The 16,992-nt window shown below is 63.6% G+C and carries 10 protein-coding genes and 1 other RNA gene; 9 read left to right on the forward strand and 2 right to left on the reverse strand.

Going from position 1 to position 16,992, the window contains the following annotated elements; translation table 11 throughout:
- Positions 1–168: 168 nt before the first annotated feature.
- The 5 genes from ACCQ15_RS05890 to ACCQ15_RS05910 all read left to right on the forward strand — a co-directional run bounded on the left by ACCQ15_RS05890 (position 169) and on the right by ACCQ15_RS05910 (position 7,340).
- Positions 169–987 carry an HDOD domain-containing protein gene (locus ACCQ15_RS05890; protein WP_014089602.1) on the forward strand — a complete coding sequence of 273 codons (819 nt, stop codon included), beginning with the start codon at positions 169–171 and terminating at the stop codon, positions 985–987.
- 430 nt (positions 988–1,417) lie between these two features.
- Positions 1,418–3,388, forward strand: coding sequence for an OPT family oligopeptide transporter (locus tag ACCQ15_RS05895; RefSeq protein WP_372381319.1), 1,971 nt, complete (start codon positions 1,418–1,420; stop codon positions 3,386–3,388).
- A 705-nt stretch (positions 3,389–4,093) separates the two neighbouring features.
- Entirely contained in the window at positions 4,094–4,930 is an 837-nt protein-coding gene (locus ACCQ15_RS05900) for a transporter (RefSeq protein WP_008571897.1), read from the forward strand.
- Positions 4,931–4,991: 61 nt separating this feature from the next.
- A non-coding RNA gene (locus tag ACCQ15_RS05905) (sX9 sRNA) lies at positions 4,992–5,066 on the forward strand.
- A gap of 153 nt (positions 5,067–5,219) precedes the next feature.
- On the forward strand, positions 5,220–7,340 hold the full coding sequence (locus ACCQ15_RS05910; protein ID WP_218195449.1) for an alpha/beta hydrolase family protein: 2,121 nt from the start codon (positions 5,220–5,222) through the stop codon (positions 7,338–7,340).
- Positions 7,341–7,566: 226 nt separating this feature from the next.
- Here ACCQ15_RS05910 and ACCQ15_RS05915 read toward each other — a convergent pair whose 3' ends face one another.
- Positions 7,567–7,992: a hypothetical protein gene (locus ACCQ15_RS05915; RefSeq protein ID WP_372174231.1), complete on the reverse strand. Its 426-nt coding sequence runs from the start codon at positions 7,990–7,992 to the stop codon at positions 7,567–7,569.
- Positions 7,993–8,276: 284 nt separating this feature from the next.
- Between ACCQ15_RS05915 and ACCQ15_RS05920 the strand changes: the two genes are divergently transcribed.
- From ACCQ15_RS05920 to xopP (ACCQ15_RS05935), 4 genes are all read left to right on the forward strand, one after another.
- Positions 8,277–8,738, forward strand: coding sequence for a hypothetical protein (locus ACCQ15_RS05920; protein WP_136733009.1), 462 nt, complete (start codon positions 8,277–8,279; stop codon positions 8,736–8,738).
- A gap of 131 nt (positions 8,739–8,869) precedes the next feature.
- A complete protein-coding gene (locus tag ACCQ15_RS05925) occupies positions 8,870–9,595 on the forward strand; it encodes a PAS domain-containing protein (RefSeq protein WP_372381320.1) in 726 nt (241 codons plus the stop codon).
- Between the two features lie 675 nt (positions 9,596–10,270).
- Complete coding sequence (gene xopP, locus ACCQ15_RS05930) at positions 10,271–12,415, forward strand: type III secretion system effector XopP (RefSeq protein WP_372381321.1); 2,145 nt, start codon at positions 10,271–10,273, stop codon at positions 12,413–12,415.
- A 116-nt stretch (positions 12,416–12,531) separates the two neighbouring features.
- On the forward strand, positions 12,532–14,682 hold the full coding sequence (gene xopP / locus ACCQ15_RS05935; RefSeq protein ID WP_372381322.1) for a type III secretion system effector XopP: 2,151 nt from the start codon (positions 12,532–12,534) through the stop codon (positions 14,680–14,682).
- Positions 14,683–15,007: 325 nt separating this feature from the next.
- Here the strand turns inward: xopP (ACCQ15_RS05935) and ACCQ15_RS05940 are convergent, their stop codons facing one another.
- On the reverse strand, positions 15,008–16,243 hold the full coding sequence (locus ACCQ15_RS05940; RefSeq protein ID WP_372381545.1) for a type III secretion system effector protein: 1,236 nt from the start codon (positions 16,241–16,243) through the stop codon (positions 15,008–15,010).
- Positions 16,244–16,992 lie beyond the last annotated feature (749 nt).

Below are 16,992 nucleotides of genomic sequence, written 5' to 3' on the forward strand. Positions count from 1 at the left end.
TTGCCTCTCCTGTCAGTCGGGCCACGCGGTGAGGCAGTGCGCTGTACAGACCCAGCCAGAAGCCTGAGTGAATCATCCTGCCGTCGGTCATTGGCAGTGAACCGGTCCGTGCTACACCATGCAGGTCCGCGCAGCCGCGCTGGCTTGTCTTTCACCCACGAGGCGATCATGAAGTTGGAGGCGTTGTTCGACCAGTTGCACACCTTGCCCACCGTGCCCAAGGTGGCGCAAGACCTGATCCGTCAATTCGACGATCCGCAGACCGATATCGATACGCTGGCGCATAGTATCGAGCGCGATCCGGTGATTGCCGCCAAAGTGTTGCGGCTGGCCAATTCGGCGCGCTTCCATGGCCTGCGCGATTCCACCAGCGTGGAAGACGCGGCCATGCGGCTGGGCTTCAATACCCTGCGCACGCTGGTGCTGGCGTCGGCGATGACGGGCGCGTTCCGGGCTGGCCCGGGCTTCGACCTCAAGGCCTTCTGGCGGCACAGTTTCGAAGTGGCCGGCATCTGCCGCCTGCTGGCGCGCCAGCAGGGGCTGGACCCGGAGACGGCCTTCACCTGCGGGATGATGCACAACATCGGCGAGCTCTTGATCCAGTCCGGTGCGCCGGAATACGCCAGCCGCATCAATCACGAAACCTCCTCTGCCGGTCATGCGGCCGAAGAAACCCTGCAACTGGGCTTCGGCTACCCGGAAGTCGGGGCCGAGCTGGCACGGCGCTGGCAGCTGCCCGTGGTGATCCAGCAAGCCATCGCGTACCAGGTCCGGCCCGCCGCGGCCCCGGACGGGGCACGCATGCCATTGCTGGTGGCCCAGGCGGTACTGGTCTGCGATGCGCTGCATGCGCACGGCGGCGCCACCGCGGCGGCATTGGAAGCGATACGCAGCCCGCTGATGGACGGCGTGGATCTGGACGCGTTGTTCGCCGCGCTGCCGGAGGTCATCGAGGCTGATCGCGCCTTTGCCGAGTTGCTGCACTAACCCTCGGCAGGATGCGCTGCTGCGTCATTCCCGGCGTAGCGGCGCACGCGCACTCTTCTGCGCCTGGCGTCGCACGCGCGGTGTCGGGCTGTTGCCGTGCAGTGATCGCCGCGCCGGGCGCAGATCCCGGCAGGCGCGTTAGCGCAATAACATCCACCCGGCAGCAGCTGACGCCAATTGCACGGCGCGGCGCACCTGTATCGACGCTGGGGGTGAACGTGGTTCGAAATATGCCCGCGTCCTCAACAGCCAACGCGCCGGATACCGCCGCGATCGGACAGATTGCAACCCAGCCGGCAGCGCGTGCGTCGGTTGCCCCTGCGACGTCCACCCGCCATCGCACGCACACTGTCACGCCGCGCCGCAGCTGGACTCGCGTGGACGCAGGCGCTAGCGTGGTGCGAATTTTTTGCCTACAGGGGAATGCCCAATGAGCCACGACGCGCAGCCGCGCCAGCTCACCTTCCGTGCCGTCGCGCTGGCCATCGTGCTGGCGGTCGTGCTTTCGGCCGCCAATGCCTACCTCGGCCTGTTCGCCGGCCTGACCATCGCCACCGCCATCCCGGCAGCCGTCGTGTCGATGGGTGTGCTGCGCCTGTTGGGCGGCGGCACCATTCTGGAGAACAACATCGTCCAGACCGGTGCGTCGGCCGGCTCGTCGATCGCGGCCGGGGTGATCTTCACCATCCCCGCGCTGGTGATCATGGGCTACTGGCCGGACTTCAAGTACTGGTGGGTGCTCGGCATCGCCGGCATGGGCGGCCTGCTTGGCGTGTTGTTCTCGGTGCCGTTGCGTCGCTCGATGATCGTCGAAGACCCGCTGCCGTTCCCCGAAGGCAAGGCGGCGGCCGAAGTGCTCAAGGCCGGCGAAAATCCCGGCCCGGGCTTGAAGATCCTGGCCATCTCCGGCGCCATCGGTGCGCTGGTCAAGCTGGCTGCGGCCAGCGGCCTGCGCGTGATTCCCGACACCTGGGCGCAGGCCACCTACCTGGGCAGCAGCCGGCTGGTGGGCTATATCGGCACCAACCTGTCGCCGGCGCTGCTGGGCGTGGGCTACATCGTCGGGTTGAACGTGGGCATCGTGGTGCTGTCCGGCTCGATCCTGTCCTGGCACATCGCCATCCCGCTGTACCAGCAGTTCTTCATGGGCTCGGACCCGGCCCTGGCGCAGAGCCTGGTCGATGCGTCGGCTGCCGATGCAGCGTTCGGCATCTGGGGCGCGAAGATTCGCTACCTGGGTGTCGGCGCGATGTTGATCGGTGGCGTGTGGACCTTGTTCTCGCTGCGGAAATCACTGTTTTCCGGCGTCAAGAGCGGCTTTGCCGCTGCGCGCAAGAGTGGCGGCGGCGTGGTTGCAGAGACCGAGCGCGATCTGCCGATGAAGTGGATGCTGGTGGCGCTGGTGCTGTGCACGCTGCCGCTGCTGGGCCTGTATCAGGCCATCGTGCAGCAGTGGCATGTGTCGATCCCGATGACCATCATCATGATCGTGGCCGGCTTCCTGTTCGTGTCCGTTTCGGGCTATCTGGCCGGTTTGATCGGCTCTTCCAACAACCCGGTGTCGGGCATCACCATCTCCACCATCCTGTTCGCCTCGGCGGTGCTGGTGTTGCTGCTCGGCAAGAGCGGCCTGGTGCCGGTGGGTATCGGCGCTGCACCGCTGGGCGCAGTGGCCGCGATCATGATCGGCGCGGTGGTGTGCTGCGCGGCGGCGGTGGGCGGGGACAACCTGCAAGATCTCAAGGCCGGTTATCTGGTCGGTGCCACACCGTGGAAACAGCAGCTGATGCTGGGTATTGGCGCGTTCTCGTGCGCGTTGATCATGGCGCCGGTGCTGAACCTGCTGGCTCAAGCCTACGGCATCGGCCCAGCAACGCCACAGCATCCCAACTCGCTGGGCGCGCCGCAGGCGACGCTGATGGCCTCGGTGGCCAAGGGCCTGTTCGGTGGCCAGCTGCCGTGGAGCATGATCGCGATCGGTGCCGGCGTGGGCGCGGCCATCATCGCGCTGGACGAATGGTTGAAGGCCAACGGCAAGTGCTTCCGTGTACCGGTGCTGGCCGCGGCCATCGGCATCTATCTGCCGCTGGAACTGATGGTGCCGATCTTCCTCGGCGGCCTGATCGCGCATCTGGTGGAGCGCTTCCACAACATCCGTGCCGACGACGAAGACGGCCGTGACCGCGTGCATCGCCCGGGCGTGCTGTTTGCCGCTGGCCTGATCACCGGCGAGGCGTTGATGGGCATCGCCATTGCGTTGCCGATCGTGTTGTCCAGCCGCGCCGACGTGCTGGCATTGCCGGCCGCGCTGCAGCTCAACCAGTGGGTCGGCCTGGCGATTCTGGCCCTGGTCGGCTGGCTGCTGTATCGCGTTGGCAAGCGCGGCGAACAGGTCGCCTGAGTGTGATGCCAGATGGCGCATGCGCCCCGCATGCGCCATCTGCAAGCGGCGCCTGGTGGCGTGCGCAGCTTGATCCAGCACAGCTGTGATGGAACGACACACAGCTGTCTGGGCCGCCGGGCTTTACCTGGCGAAGGCATGCCAGCGCTGCAATGGCGCCAGGTCCTGCGCACGATGGAGCTCGATTCGCCGTTTCGATTGCATCGCTGCCACTGCGTCCTGCACACCGCATGCAACCGTGCAGCACTGCCGCATGCGGGCATCGCGGCCTGCACAGCCACCCGCTAACCCGCCATCCAGATTCAATGTCTTTGCGCCGGCTTTACGCCCTGCGCAACTGCCGTGCATAGCGACTTTATGCCGCTGCTGCTTATCGTGCCGTCTCCCGCACAACGGTGCGCTACGAGTGCTGCATGCCTGGACTGATCTGATCCCAACCACGCGGTAGACCGTGGTGCGCTCATGCGCTGTGCATGACGCCGCAACGCCAGGCAAGTGTCTGGCAGTGCAGGCCCGCGCACTTCCCTGCAGTGGGCGTGTGCATCGCATCGCGACCGCACCGACGCCGCCCCGAAAAAACCGCAGTTGCGGCACTGCAGACCAAGTGCAGCGCCGCCATACCGCGCGTCGTAACGCACCACCTCCCACTCTTCAGCGCGGCACGGTCATGCGATTCGTGCCGCGCTTTGCCCTGGAATCACCGCAATGCCCACCATCACCTCGCGCTCGTCTTCCCGCAAGACACTGCTCGCCGTCATCGTTACCGCAGCGCTGAGCAGCCTCGCAGTTCAGGCGCAGGCGCAAGACGCCACCGACGCGGCGCTTTGCACCGATCGGCCGACCAAGGCCAATGCCACCTGCACCGTGCCGGCTGGCGAGTGGCAACTGGAAACCGACATCGGCAATTACACGCGCGACAGCCAGCCCGGCACACGCACAGAGACGGCGTACTTCACCAATCCCACGCTCAAGTACGGCGTCAGCGACCGCATCGATCTGCAACTCAACTGGGCGCCGCAACTGCAGGTCAAGACCACCGACCGCGCCACCGGTGCGCGCAGCAGCCTGAGCGGCGGCGGCGATCTCTATCTGCGCATGAAGGCGCGTGTGTACGAGAGCGACACCGCCAGCGTGGCGCTGCTGCCGTTCGTGAAGGCACCCACCGCGCGTACCGGCCTGGGCAACGACACCTGGGAAGGCGGCCTGGCGCTGCCGGTCAACTTCGTGCTGCCCAGCAGCTTCTCGCTGACGTTCGGTCCGGAACTGGATTGGTTGGCCGACAGCGATGGCAGCGGCAAGCATGTGGCCATCGTCAACGTGATCAATCTGGCGCGCCCACTGACACCAAAGTTGTCGATGGCGGTGGAGGTGTGGTCCTCCATCAACCGCGATCCGGCGCAGACCGTGGAGCAGTACTCGGCCGATATCGCGGCGTCGTATCTGCTCAATCCGCTCCTGCAGCTGGACGTAGGCGCCAATTTCGGCCTCAACGACCGCACGCCCGACACCCAGGTCTACGTCGGCTTGTCGCACCGCTTCTAAGAGCAGCGAACAAAACGACTGCGCAGCCGCCAGGCGGGCGCGGCCGGTGCCCGGAATCGGCATGTACCACGCGTCCACGCCGGTTTTGAGTGCACCGTCCGCACCCACCTGACGACTGCTCGCTACGTTGTAAGCCGCTCTAAAGCGCCCAGCCGCCCGTGTCGCGTGCAGCGGCATGGGCGGCGCATGCGTGCGCGGCGCACCACGTCGCGCCGCAGGACCTCTCTGCCTTTGCGCGTGCGCCGCAGCAACGCCTACCATCGACGTTTTGCCGTTGCCGGAGATCTCGATGAAGCTGCGTCACGCCGTACTGCCCCTGTGTTTGCTGGCTGCCCTGCCAAGCCTTGCCGCTGCGCGCGGTTTCGATGTGCGCGACATGGTGGCGCTGGACCGGGTGTCCTCGCCTACGCTCAGCCCGGATGGCGGCGTGGTGCTGTTCGCCAAGCGCCAGGCCAAGACCGCCAATGGCAAGCCGGCCACCAGCCTGTGGGTGCGCAATCTGCGCACGCGCGATCTGGCGCCGCCCAAGCGGCTCACCCCGGAAGGATGGAACGTCAACAGCCCGGCGTTGTCGCCGGACGGCAAGACGGTGTACTTCCTCAGCAGCAAATCCGGTAGCCAGCAGCTCTACGCGCAGCCGATGGCCGGCGGCACGCCGCAGCAACTCACCGCATTTGCGGTGGACGTGGACAGCTACAAGCTCTCGCCGGACGGCAAGCGCATCGCCTTCAGCGCGGGCGTGTTCCAGGACTGCGGCTCGGACCTGGGCTGCACCAAGAAGAAGCTGGGCGAGCTCAAGAACAACAAGGCCAGCGGCGTGGTGTACGACCAGTTGTTCGTGCGTCATTGGGACACCTGGAACGATGGCCGCCGCAACACCCTGTTCGTGGCCGAGTTGCCTGCGGCCGGTGCCAAGGCAGTGGTCGGGGCATCGGCGATCAGCGCCACGTTGGCCGGCGACGCGCCGTCCAAGCCGTTCGGCGGCAACGACGATTACACCTGGTCGCCCGATGGCAGCAGCGTGGTGGCCAGCGTGCGCATTCCGCAGCCGCATGGCCCGGAGGCGAGCAAGAATGCCAAGGCCAGCGGCAAGCCCACCGGCAACGACGAGCCGTGGCAGACCAACTTCGATCTGTACCGCCTGGATGCGACCGGCAAGTCCGCGCCGGTCAACCTGACCGCGGCCAACCCGGCCTGGGATGCCGGCCCGGTGTTCAGCACCGACGGCAAGACGCTGTACTACCGCGCCATGAAGCGCCCGGGCTTCGAGGCCGACCGCTTCGGCCTGATGGCGATGGATGTGGTCAGCGGCAAGACGCGCGAGATCGCGCCGAAGTGGGACCGCTCGGCGGGCGAGATCGTGTTGAGCGAAGACGGTGCCAGCCTCTACACCAGTGCCGACGAACTCGGCGAGCATCCGCTGTTCAAGATCGACATCGCCAGCGGCGAGGCGACCAAGCTGGTGGGCGAGGGTAGCGTGCACGCCCCCACGCTGGCCGGCAATACGCTGGCCTTCACCCGCAACTCGCTCAAGAGCGGTGACCAGATCTTCGTCAGCGACACGCAAGGCCAGGGGCTGCGCGCGATCAGCCAGAGCGCGGGCGAATTGTTACCGGACGTGCAGTTCGGCGACTACGAGCAGTTCCAGTTCAAGGGCTGGAACAACGACACCGTGCACGGCTACGTGGTCAAGCCGTACAACTACCAGCAGGGCAAGACTTACCCGGTGGCGTTCCTGATCCACGGCGGCCCGCAGGGCAGCTTCGGCAATGGCTGGAGCAACCGCTGGAATCCGCAGACCTACGCCGGCCAGGGCTACGCGGTGGTGATGATCGATTTCCACGGCTCCACCGGCTACGGCCAGGAATTCACCGACGCCATCAGCCAGCATTGGGGCGACCGCCCGCTGGAAGATCTGCAAAAAGGCTGGGCCGCCGCGCAGAAGCAGTACGGCTTCCTCAACGGCGACAAGGCCTGCGCATTGGGCGCCAGCTACGGCGGCTACATGGTCTATTGGATGGCAGGCAACTGGAATCAACCATGGAAGTGCCTGGTCGACCACGACGGCGTCTTCGACAACCGCACCATGGGCTATGCCACCGAGGAACTATGGTTCAGCGAGTGGGAAAATGGCGGCACGCCGTGGCAGAACCCGGCCGGCTACGAGAAGTTCAACCCGGTGCTGCACGTAGACAAGTGGAAGGTGCCGATGCTGGTCATCCACGGTCAGCAGGATTTCCGCATTCCGGTCGAACAGGGCCTGGCTGCCTTCACCGCGCTGCAGCGCAAGGGCATCGATTCCAAGTTCCTGTATTTCCCGGACGAGAACCACTGGGTACTCAAGCCGGACAACAGCATCCTGTGGCATGACACCGTCAATGGCTGGTTGAAGCAGCATATCGGCCAGTGACGGACGACCGACACGCCGCCAGGCGCGGCGTGTCGGTTGCTTGAGCGAATGCTTTCCCTGGGCGATGGGCGTTGTCGAAGTCAGCGTTTCGGCAACCGCATCCTGCCCGTTGCGCCTGGAGTGCTCGCGCACCGCCAGAGCAAGCAGCGGTTATTCCACCTCGCATCTGCCGCGCGTGCACCGCAGTCTTGCCGGCAGTCCATGCCCACCTGACACCTGCGCAGTGCTAGCCGCGCTTGGCCAGCTGGCCTTCCACGATGTCCAGAATTTCCGACACCGCAATCCCGAACGAGCCGGCACGCCCGGCGTCGAACGCGGCCTTCCACTCGGCATACCCGGGCAGATACGCCTGATTGGGCGTGCTGTCGCCGACATGTTCGGCAGCGCTGCGCTCCAGCGTCTGTGCAATCACCGGAATGTGCGGCAGCGTGTCAAGCGTTCCGTTGGGCATTCCCGCATGACGGACCTGGACGTCGCTGATGGTCACGTGCAGGATCTGGCCTCCCTGCGGATGCGTATCGATCTGGTTGATCAGCAGTAGCGGCGTTTCGGCGGCACTGCGCCCGCGGCAGCGCCATAGCTGGCCGACTGCATAGGTTGAAGACGTTGGGGTTGAAGCGTTGGCAATGGCCATCGGGAACTCCGCGCGCAAACCGCAATGATGCAGCTTGCTTGCGACGATGGCGACCGGATCGGCGGTGGACGCGCTGATACCGATGAGTCTGCCGGCGGCAATTGTCGATCCGGAGCGTCTGGCCGTTCCACTGACATCCCGTGCGCTGGATGAGCACGCTTGGCGTGAACCGGTTGCAACGCCGCTGTGCAGATCACGGGCCAATGCATCCCAAATGCAATTGCCGCAGCGCATCACAGGCATGTCAAACTAGCGCATCTTCCTCTTCCCAGTTCCCTGCCAGGACCGCAAGGACCGTTTGCATGCGCACGTCGTTCCGCCCCGCATTGTGGGTAATCGCTCTGATCTGCAGTCCCGCCCTGGGCGCCGCGTCGCGGCCTGCCGTTGCGCCCGCGCGCGCCCCGGTGGCGGTTGCGTCTTCCGAGCAAGGCGGCGATACGAGCGTGCCATTGCCGGCCGTGCTGAAATCCGGCATGGGGTATCGCGCGTTTGCGCAGGCGGTGATGGAGCAAGGCTGGCAAGTGGTGGATCCCCTTGCGGCCGATAGCTGCATGGCCGCGGGCGACTGCGAGATCGAGTTCATCGCGCCCGGCGGCAGCGCGCGGCTGCGCGTGCAGGTGGGCTCACAGGCCGGTGCGGCGGTGGTGCAGAGCTGGCGTGCGCGACAGGTGCCGCTGGATCGCATCGGTAACCCGACCGCTGCGGCGGGAGATGCCAAGCCTGCACCGGCGGCAGTGGACGCAGGCAACACCACCTCGCGCTGAGTCCTCCGGCCGCAGGCCGATCGCGCATGCGGCGTATCATGGCGCGGCAGGGGCCAATCGTTTCGATCGCGCGCCTGGTCTGATGCGCCTTTCCCGGTCTCGAGCACCTTGCCCTGCATGAACCCTCTCGCATGAAGAGCATCGATCCTGCCGATCTTGAAGCGTTGTTCGATGCCGTGCCGGACGTGTTGTTCTTCGTCAAGGATCGCGAGGGCCGCTACACCCACGTCAACCAGACCATGCTGCGGCGGCTGGGGCTGAAATCGCGCAAGGACCTGATCGGCAAGCGTGTTGCCGAGGTCTATCCCAGTGGCCTGGGCGCCAATTACGCCAATCAGGACGAGCAGGTGCTGGCCGGCGAGGTGATCGACAACCTGCTGGAGCTCCACCTGTTCGCTAACCGTGAGCCTGGCTGGTGCCTGACCTGCAAGCGTCCGTTGCTGGTGAATGGCAAGGTGCAGGGCATCATCGGCATCTCGCGCGATCTGGGCCCGCAGGACGGGCACGAATCGCAGTACGAAAAGCTGCGACTTGCGCTGGCGTATCTCAACGCCAATTACGCGCAGAACGTCCGCATGCAGGCGCTGGTGGAGATCACCGGGTTTTCCATGTCCAAGCTGCAGCGCTCGTTCCGCAAGGTATTCCAGCTCACGCCGCAGCAAGTGTTGGCCAAGCTGCGTCTGCAGATGGCGATGCATCTGCTGCACGGAAACAAGAGCCTTACCGAAATCGGCCACGCTTGCGGCTTCAGCGACCAAAGCGCGTTCGCGCGGCAATTCAAGCAAGCGGTGGGCATGACGCCGCGCGAATATCGTGCGTTGGCGAATGCGCAGCAGTTTTCAGCCGAAACACTGTAGAGGGCGGGGCGATCTCAACGTGCATGCGCAAGACGTGCGTTGAGCCTGAAAATTCTCTCGAACTGCCTGCTGAGGTTTCCGAACTAGGGCTTGCCATGGATAGGCGTCCACCGGATCTGCAACATTGCGTCGTTTCTTGATTCCTGAGCGTTGTGCCGATGATTCAAAGGCATCGGACATGATGACGGGTCTTGAGAGGTGCCCAAGTTATTGGGAGATGCCTTGACCGCCTCGTCTGGTCATTGAACAACTACATGCGCAGCCGGCTCGTCTTCGTCTCAGTCACCACGCATTCGCGCCGCATGCAAACCGCGCCGCATTCGGTGGTTTACTAAGGCAGCGATGTCACGCACATCGACATGAGTGGGTCGTGCTTCCTGCGTTGAAACGGCAACACGGTTTTTGCTGCACTTCATCCGCAATTGCATGATGAACAATGCCGGGTCGAGTCAGCAGTGAGTGAGGCAGGCACTGCAGCATGCAACACGATGAGGCAGGCGGTTCGAGCGCCATGGCACGGGTCACGCGGTGACTGCGCCACGCAGTGGCAACACGCATCGCTGCCGGCTCGCAAGGCCTGGCGTAAGGCGCCGCCACGTTCCACGCACATTCCGGGACGGGGAAAACTGGGCGCGGTGTGCGAGCAAATCGAATGGCGATATCGGAGGATGCACCGTGCCTAAAATTGAATCGACCAAGCAGGCCCCACCGGATCCCGCGCAATTGATTCAAACTGCACCGACACCATCGGGCTCGGGATCAGCCGCAAGTAGCTCTGCCGCCAGTGCGGCGCCCTCAGCGCAACTTGGCGGACTTTCCATCAGGCCGCGACGGCTGGGCCGAGCCTCCAGAGCCAATCTTCCAGCGGCATCGTCCACCAACGCACAGGACGTCATGGCGGCGCTCTTTGCCGCGGCGCCAGTTCCGCAAGGGCCAGATCCTTTCGAAGTATTGAGCAAGGCCTCATCCAGGCTGAAACGCTTCAACGACCTTGCACAAAAACGTGACGCACCAGCGGATATCAGAGCGCTGGAAGCAAGACTCGAATCCGGAAAGTCTGCGATCGAATCCGCTCGACAAGCCTTGCAGGCGCTGGCCGAGCTGAATATCCAAAAACGCATGCCGGTCGACAACGTCGAAGAACACGAGAATTTCCTGGTGCCGCATTTCGCAGTAGCCGCATCGCTTCACTACGGCGCATGCGAGAAGATGATCGATCAGAAAATGGCCACCGAATTTGGCCATGTGAATACCCAAAGGGTCGAGATGGTGGTGTTGTCCGCGGACGCCATGCGTCTGCAGCAACCGGGACCATGGCTTGCGTTACGCGGGCATCTTCTGAATGCGCTTGCAGCGATGGAGGAGGTTTGCCAGCGCATCAGGTCGCCGATGACGGGTCAGGGGCCACGCGACTCGCTCAAGGACCATCTCCCGGTCGTCAGGGCGATGATGGGATCGTGCCATGAACGGATGCAGACCGTCCGCGGAATGCTCGTCGAAATACATTCAAGGCGCCTTGCCGATGAGGCCAGCGAGTGCGGCCTGCCCCAGGTGCTTGACGGACTGAGGGAGCTCGAAGAAATCGACAGCCTTCACCATGCTGAGGTGGGCGAAGCACTCAAGCATGTGATCCAGGTCCATGTCGAACGCTTTTCCTCAACCGAGCATTCGCTCACCCCGGAGGGGCTGGCCCGGTGCAAAAAGGTACTCGTCGAATACGCCGAGATACGCGGCCGAGCCGGGATGCAGCTGTGTGTGGATGCCGCCGCGCTCATCGAAGCAGGTGAGCATGCCAGAGATCATCTATGGCCGACGATGCTCGATCTTGCACAGGCACTTGCCGACCAACGTCAGGCAATTGTTGACATGTGTGAGTTCGCCGTCCAGGACAGACAGCTGATTGGCGCAGCGGCGGTTTCGCCCGGGCAGGCACCGGCGTCGACAACATCAAGCGTGCCGATAACCACGACGACAACAGGCAAATCGAGCCGGTCGCGCAGGGCACGCGTGCGCACGCCTGATGCTTCCAGCTCGGCGGCAGCGCCCGCGCGGCGGGCCATGGATGAGCGCAGCGCAGCGCAAAAGCAGGCCGACGAGATACTGAAAGGCACGCGTCTGGAGTCGTTGCCGGTGGCAGAACTCGGCGGTGATTTCATCGCGCTCGCCAAGCGCCTTGGCAAGGACACCACCGACGTAGAGCGTCTGGTCGGCGACTCCAGATATGACGCGGCGACGGCCTTCGATTCTGCCAGGATCACCATGCAGGGCTGGTTCGGATCCAGTGAGCGTGTGCTGCAGCTCAAAGGCAAGCTCCGTGCAGGAGACGCGCGCATCGACCACCTCAACACGCGGTTGCGTCTTCTCCAGAGCATCGAGCACGATTTCAAGCGGCGCCAAGCCGATGCGCTTAAGACCGATCCGCAGCCACGTGCGCCGCATCTGGAGCGCCTGTTGGCGATGAATGGACTGGCACGCGTCACGGCGCCGCGCCGCCTTCGCTCGGAGGACGACATTGGCGACCGTGGCAGGCTCTTTGAAGTGCGTATCGAGCACACGCCGCAGTCGAATGGAAACATCCCGCGGCCCTGGTTCGTCCACGTACATGCCAAAAGACCGGTCACCCCCGACGGGCTGCGCGCGCTCGACTATAAGGACTTGGCCGCCGTCCACTTGAAGACGGAGAGAGAAGTCAACCTGGGCGCACGCTGGGAGGAGATGATGCGCGCCCTCGGAAATACCGAGGCCAAGGTGCACCGGGCAACCATCGGCTCCAAGCTGCTTGGCCAGCTTTGGGCGCTTGGCGCTGGTGGACAGCAATAGCCACAACGGCCCAGGTGCCGTCGCATACCCAGACCATCAGGTCTCGGATCTGCGGAGAACAGGCGCATCTGGGCGTCCATGCGTGGCAATAGAATAGCAATGTCGGAGGATGCACCGTGCCGAGAGTTCGAGCGACCAATCAAGCCCCAGTGGATCCCGCGCGGTCCGCTCAACCAGCGGCGCCGCCACAGGATGCATCAACCAACGCGAGCGTGCCTGACGAGGTAGCGGCGCTCTCCACGCAACTCAGCGGGCTTGCCATCAGAACGCCGCGACCGGCCAGAGCTTCCAGGGCCAGTGCGCCTGCATCATCATCCGCTAACGCCAGGGGCGTCCGCGGACCGCTCTTCACCTCGGCGTCTGTCTCAGCAGGACCAGATCAGCTCGAGGTATTGCACACGGCCTCGGCCAGGCTGCAACTGTTCAATCACCTGGTCACAAACGTGGCGCCAAGGGGGGTGGCAGACACAAGATCCCTTGAAGCAAGGCTCAAGTCAGGCGCATCGGCGATCGCATCCGCGCGACAAGGCTTGCAGGCGCTGAGCGAGCTCAAGATCCAACGCCGCATGTCATCCTCCGACATCGAAGCCCATGAGGATCGATTGATTTCGTCTCTCGGGCAAGCCGCAGCGATGAACTATCTGTCATGCGAAAAAATGATCGATCACAAATTGACCCAGGAATTGGGGTCTGTGCTTGCGGAAAGCAGCCAGTTTGCACGGTTTAATGTCCAGGCCATCCGTCTGCAGCAGCCGGAATCATGGCATGCGTTACGCACGCATCTTCTTGATGTCATTGCAGCATTGGAAGAGGTTTTCCGGCGTATCAAGTCGCCGATGACGAATCGGGCGCCACCCGACGTGCTGAAGGCCCAGCTGCCGATCATCAGGATCACGATGGGATCTTGTCACACGCGGATGCAAACCGTTCGTGGAGTGCTGTACGAAATATATTCAAGAAGGCTTTCCGATCAAGCCAGTTGTTGCGGGTTGCAACAGGTGATGGATCGATTGAGCGCGCTCGAAGAAGTAGACAGGTGCATGGAAGCCAAGGTCGGACAAGCGTTTACGGAGCTGACCAAGATCCATCTTGAACGCTTTCTCTCAACCGAGCACTCGCTGACGCCGCAGATGCTGGCCATGTACAAGCAAGTGCTTATCGAATACGCCGAGCTGCGTGGCCGAGCGGCGACGCAGCTGTGTATGGATGCCGCCGTGCTCATCGAAGCAGGTGAACATGCCAGAGATCATCTATGGCCGACGATGCTCGATCTTGCACAGGCACTTGCCGACCAACGTCAGGCGATTGTTGACATGTGTGAATTCGCCGTCCAGGACAGACAGCTGATTGGCACAGCAGCGGCCTCGCCCGGGCAGGCACCGGTGTCGACAACATCAAGCGTGCCGACAACCACGACAACAACAGGCAAATCGAGCCGGTCGCGCAAGGCACGCGTGCGCACGCCTGACGCTTCCAGCTCGGCGGCAGCGCCTGCGCGGCGGGCCATGGATGAGCGCAGCGCAGCGCAAAAGCAGGCCGACGAGATACTGAAAGGCACGCGTCTGGAGTCGTTGCCGGTGGCAGAACTCGGCGGTGATTTCATCGCGCTCGCCAAGCGCCTTGGCAAGGACACCACCGACGTAGAGCGCCTGGTCGGCGACTCCAGATATGACGCGGCGACGGCCTTCGATTCTGCCAGGATCACCATGCAGGGCTGGTTCGGATCCAGTGAGCGTGTGCTGCAGCTCAAAGGCAAGCTCGGTGCAGGAGACGCGCGCATCGACCACCTCGACACGCGGCTGCGTCTTCTCCAGAGGATCGAGCACGATTTCAAACGGCGCGAAGCCGATGCGCTCAAGACCGATCCGCAGCCACGTGCGCCGCATCTGGAGCGCCTGTTGGCGATGAATGGACTGGCACGCGTCACGGCGCCGCGCCGCCTTCGCTCGGAGGACGACATTGGCGACCGTGGCAGGCTCTTTGAAGTGCGTATCGAGCACACGCCGCAGTCGAATGGAAACATCCCGCGGCCCTGGTTCGTCCACGTACATGCCAAAAGACCGGTCACCCCCGACGGGCTGCGCGCGCTCGACTATAAGGACTTGGCGGCCGTCCACCTGAAGACGGAGAGAGAAGTCAACCTGGGCGCACGCTGGGAAGAGATGATGCGCGCCCTCGGAAACACCGAGGCCAAGGTGCACCGGGCAACCATCGGCTCCAAGCTGCTTGGCCAGCTTTGGGTGGCTGGCGCTGGTGGGCAGCGCTAATTACGACGCGTCGCCTGTCCTCACCAAGGAAGAGATCCTCGAATACAAGCCTCAAAGCTCCACGGATCGCTCAACGTGAGTGGCCAGTTGCAGCGGGCCAGGCAGGGACCTGAAGACGGTGAGCATCTGATCGAGGCAATTCGGCGGGCAGGGAGCTCGGTCTTTGTGCCCGCCAACGCCGTGCTGAAAGAAAGCCGGTGTCGAACGCCCGAGCCAGTGCACGCACAGGCGCTGGCGCGCGGCCAGGCGTGGTTCGCCTGACCGTCGCCTTGGGCGGTACTGGTATCGCGCCCGTGCAGCCCGTGGCGCGTACTGGTCGCAGTCGTCATGTCCGGGATTTTTGAATCACATTGCTGAGGAAGGAGGAATTGCGTGCCAACACCTGATTCACCAGCGCGGCATCCGGCATCCAACCCGCGCCAGACATGTCTTTCAGCTGAGCGCCCAACGAGCGCAAGGAGGACGTGGCGGAGTCCACATCGAGCGCGGCGTACCACTGCTTGACCATTTCCACTTCAGGCGTGGCTTGCCAGGCAAGTGCCTCTCTTATCGCCTCAATCACCGTGGCATGTACGCCATCCAGGCCTTTCGCATAACGGCTGCTCATCACGCTGGCATCAAGCAGCACTTGCAGCGCCCGTGCCGGGTTCTGGACGACGTCTCCCCAACCATACCGAAGCGGTTCTCGTGGATTTGCCGGGGTATCTTTCTCCCGGTCGTAGCGAAAGCCGGTTACGTCAATGCTGACGACCTTGTGGCGTGCATCTTCTCCGGGAATGACCAGCATATTGTCAGGGCCCAGATCAGACGCTTCGCCCAGGGTCAGCCTGGCCAGCAACGAGGCGAACAGCCCGTCCAGACCGCTGTGGCGCAAGGTATCGATCAACGCCTGTTTGCCCGAACGAAGATTGACCGGATCGTTGATCCGCGCAAGCAGCGCATGGTCTGCGGCGAGTTCATCGGCCTGCGCACCGCTGCCGGCTGCGCTTTTCACACGGACAGCGGCTTGCTTGGCCTGCGCAAGCGAAACGTCAGGCGGCAGGAACGCCTTGGTCAGGAATGTATCCAGCGGCTCTGCATCATGAATCAGTCGCGAGGCGATGAAGGCGTTGTCGGGCAGTGTCAGCAGCGATGAGTCCGGAATGTTTTGCCGCGGAAGATGGCGTGCCTGTAGCGCGTTGACCAAATCCTGTGCGGCAGCGACGTTGATGATGTCAAACAAGGCCGGGATGCCAAGCGGATTGCGTAGACGAGGATCTGCAGCAACCAGGCTTTCGTGAATCTCGCAGACATCGTCGATGTCCAACGCATCCGTCTTCGCTTTTTCCGTCAATCTCTTACCTTTTTCGGTATCGAGAAAGGCATGGAAGGCCAGTGTCAGCCATTGCTGCGTGGCCTGCTTGTCCATGCTGCCCTCAAGCAGCCTGGCTGCCGAGCCGACGATGTAGCCCAAGCGTTTGTTGGCCTCCGCGCCTTGCCCCTTCGCGCAACATTTCACTGCCTGACCCAGCAGGCTGCGCGAAATTCCGGTTTTGACAAGATGCTCCTGGCCATCGAGCATCCCGACCATGCCCACATCGCTGCCTCCCAATGTCGCCTTGGAGCGCGAGAAGACAACAGCGCTTTCGGACAGGCTTATCGGGTGGCGATGGCCGCCGATGTCGGCCCTGGTGGCTAGAAACGCGATAGGCCGAATGATCGAGAATAGAGGTCTATCCAGGCGGTTTACGACGTGAGCCGAGGCAGGCGCACCGATGCTCCTGCTGCCCGCGGCGTCCGGCATTACGCAATCGAGCGCGGTGGCTGCGCTGGTCCGCGCCGCGCTGCGGCGGGGCGTTAGTCCAGCCAATCGGGCATCAGTGCGGTGGTGCCGATCGTCGTCGGTCGCCGGGCTGCGTGGTAACGCCGCGTCATCGGCTGCAGGAAGCGGCAAGTTTGCTGCGCCAGAGGTCGGGGTGATCCGAGATTCCATACCGTGCTCCAGTGACTAGCGGCACATTCTGCAATGCGGCCAATCCCAAGCAACGCCAGTTGGCGTAATCGTCATCCGGGAAGCGAATAGCGATCGAGCGTCGTCATCGACCCGACCTACATGACCTGGGCGCGAGCGACAGGTAAACCTCGCTCGCGTCAGGGTGCTCCATCGCGGCCTGGTAACGGACATCGCGCAGTGCGCATGCTGGTTGCGCGATCGAAGCTTTGGCCAACGCGAAACAGCTAGCGCTTGCCGTGGAAATGCGCAGTAACCTGCCGCTACCGCGCAAACGCGCGGCAGCGGCAAAAGCCGAGGGGTTTGGGGCCGCCAGCGCG

Origin of the sequence: Xanthomonas sp. NCPPB 1754, assembly GCF_041475725.2 — a bacterium.
In the GTDB taxonomy this organism is placed as follows: domain Bacteria; phylum Pseudomonadota; class Gammaproteobacteria; order Xanthomonadales; family Xanthomonadaceae; genus Xanthomonas; species Xanthomonas euvesicatoria.

Bases quoted from the DNA above. Each gene is read 5' to 3' on its own strand.
- ACCQ15_RS05925 (WP_372381320.1), top strand. From the start codon at position 8,870: ATGAAGAGCATCGATCCTGCCGATCTTGAAGCGTTGTTCGATGCCGTG.
- ACCQ15_RS05895 (WP_372381319.1), top strand. From the start codon at position 1,418: ATGAGCCACGACGCGCAGCCGCGCCAGCTCACCTTCCGTGCCGTCGCG.
- ACCQ15_RS05900 (WP_008571897.1), top strand. From the start codon at position 4,094: ATGCCCACCATCACCTCGCGCTCGTCTTCCCGCAAGACACTGCTCGCC.
- ACCQ15_RS05920 (WP_136733009.1), top strand. From the start codon at position 8,277: ATGCGCACGTCGTTCCGCCCCGCATTGTGGGTAATCGCTCTGATCTGC.
- ACCQ15_RS05940 (WP_372381545.1), bottom strand. From the start codon at position 16,243: ATGCTCGATGGCCAGGAGCATCTTGTCAAAACCGGAATTTCGCGCAGC.
- ACCQ15_RS05910 (WP_218195449.1), top strand. From the start codon at position 5,220: ATGAAGCTGCGTCACGCCGTACTGCCCCTGTGTTTGCTGGCTGCCCTG.
- ACCQ15_RS05890 (WP_014089602.1), top strand. From the start codon at position 169: ATGAAGTTGGAGGCGTTGTTCGACCAGTTGCACACCTTGCCCACCGTG.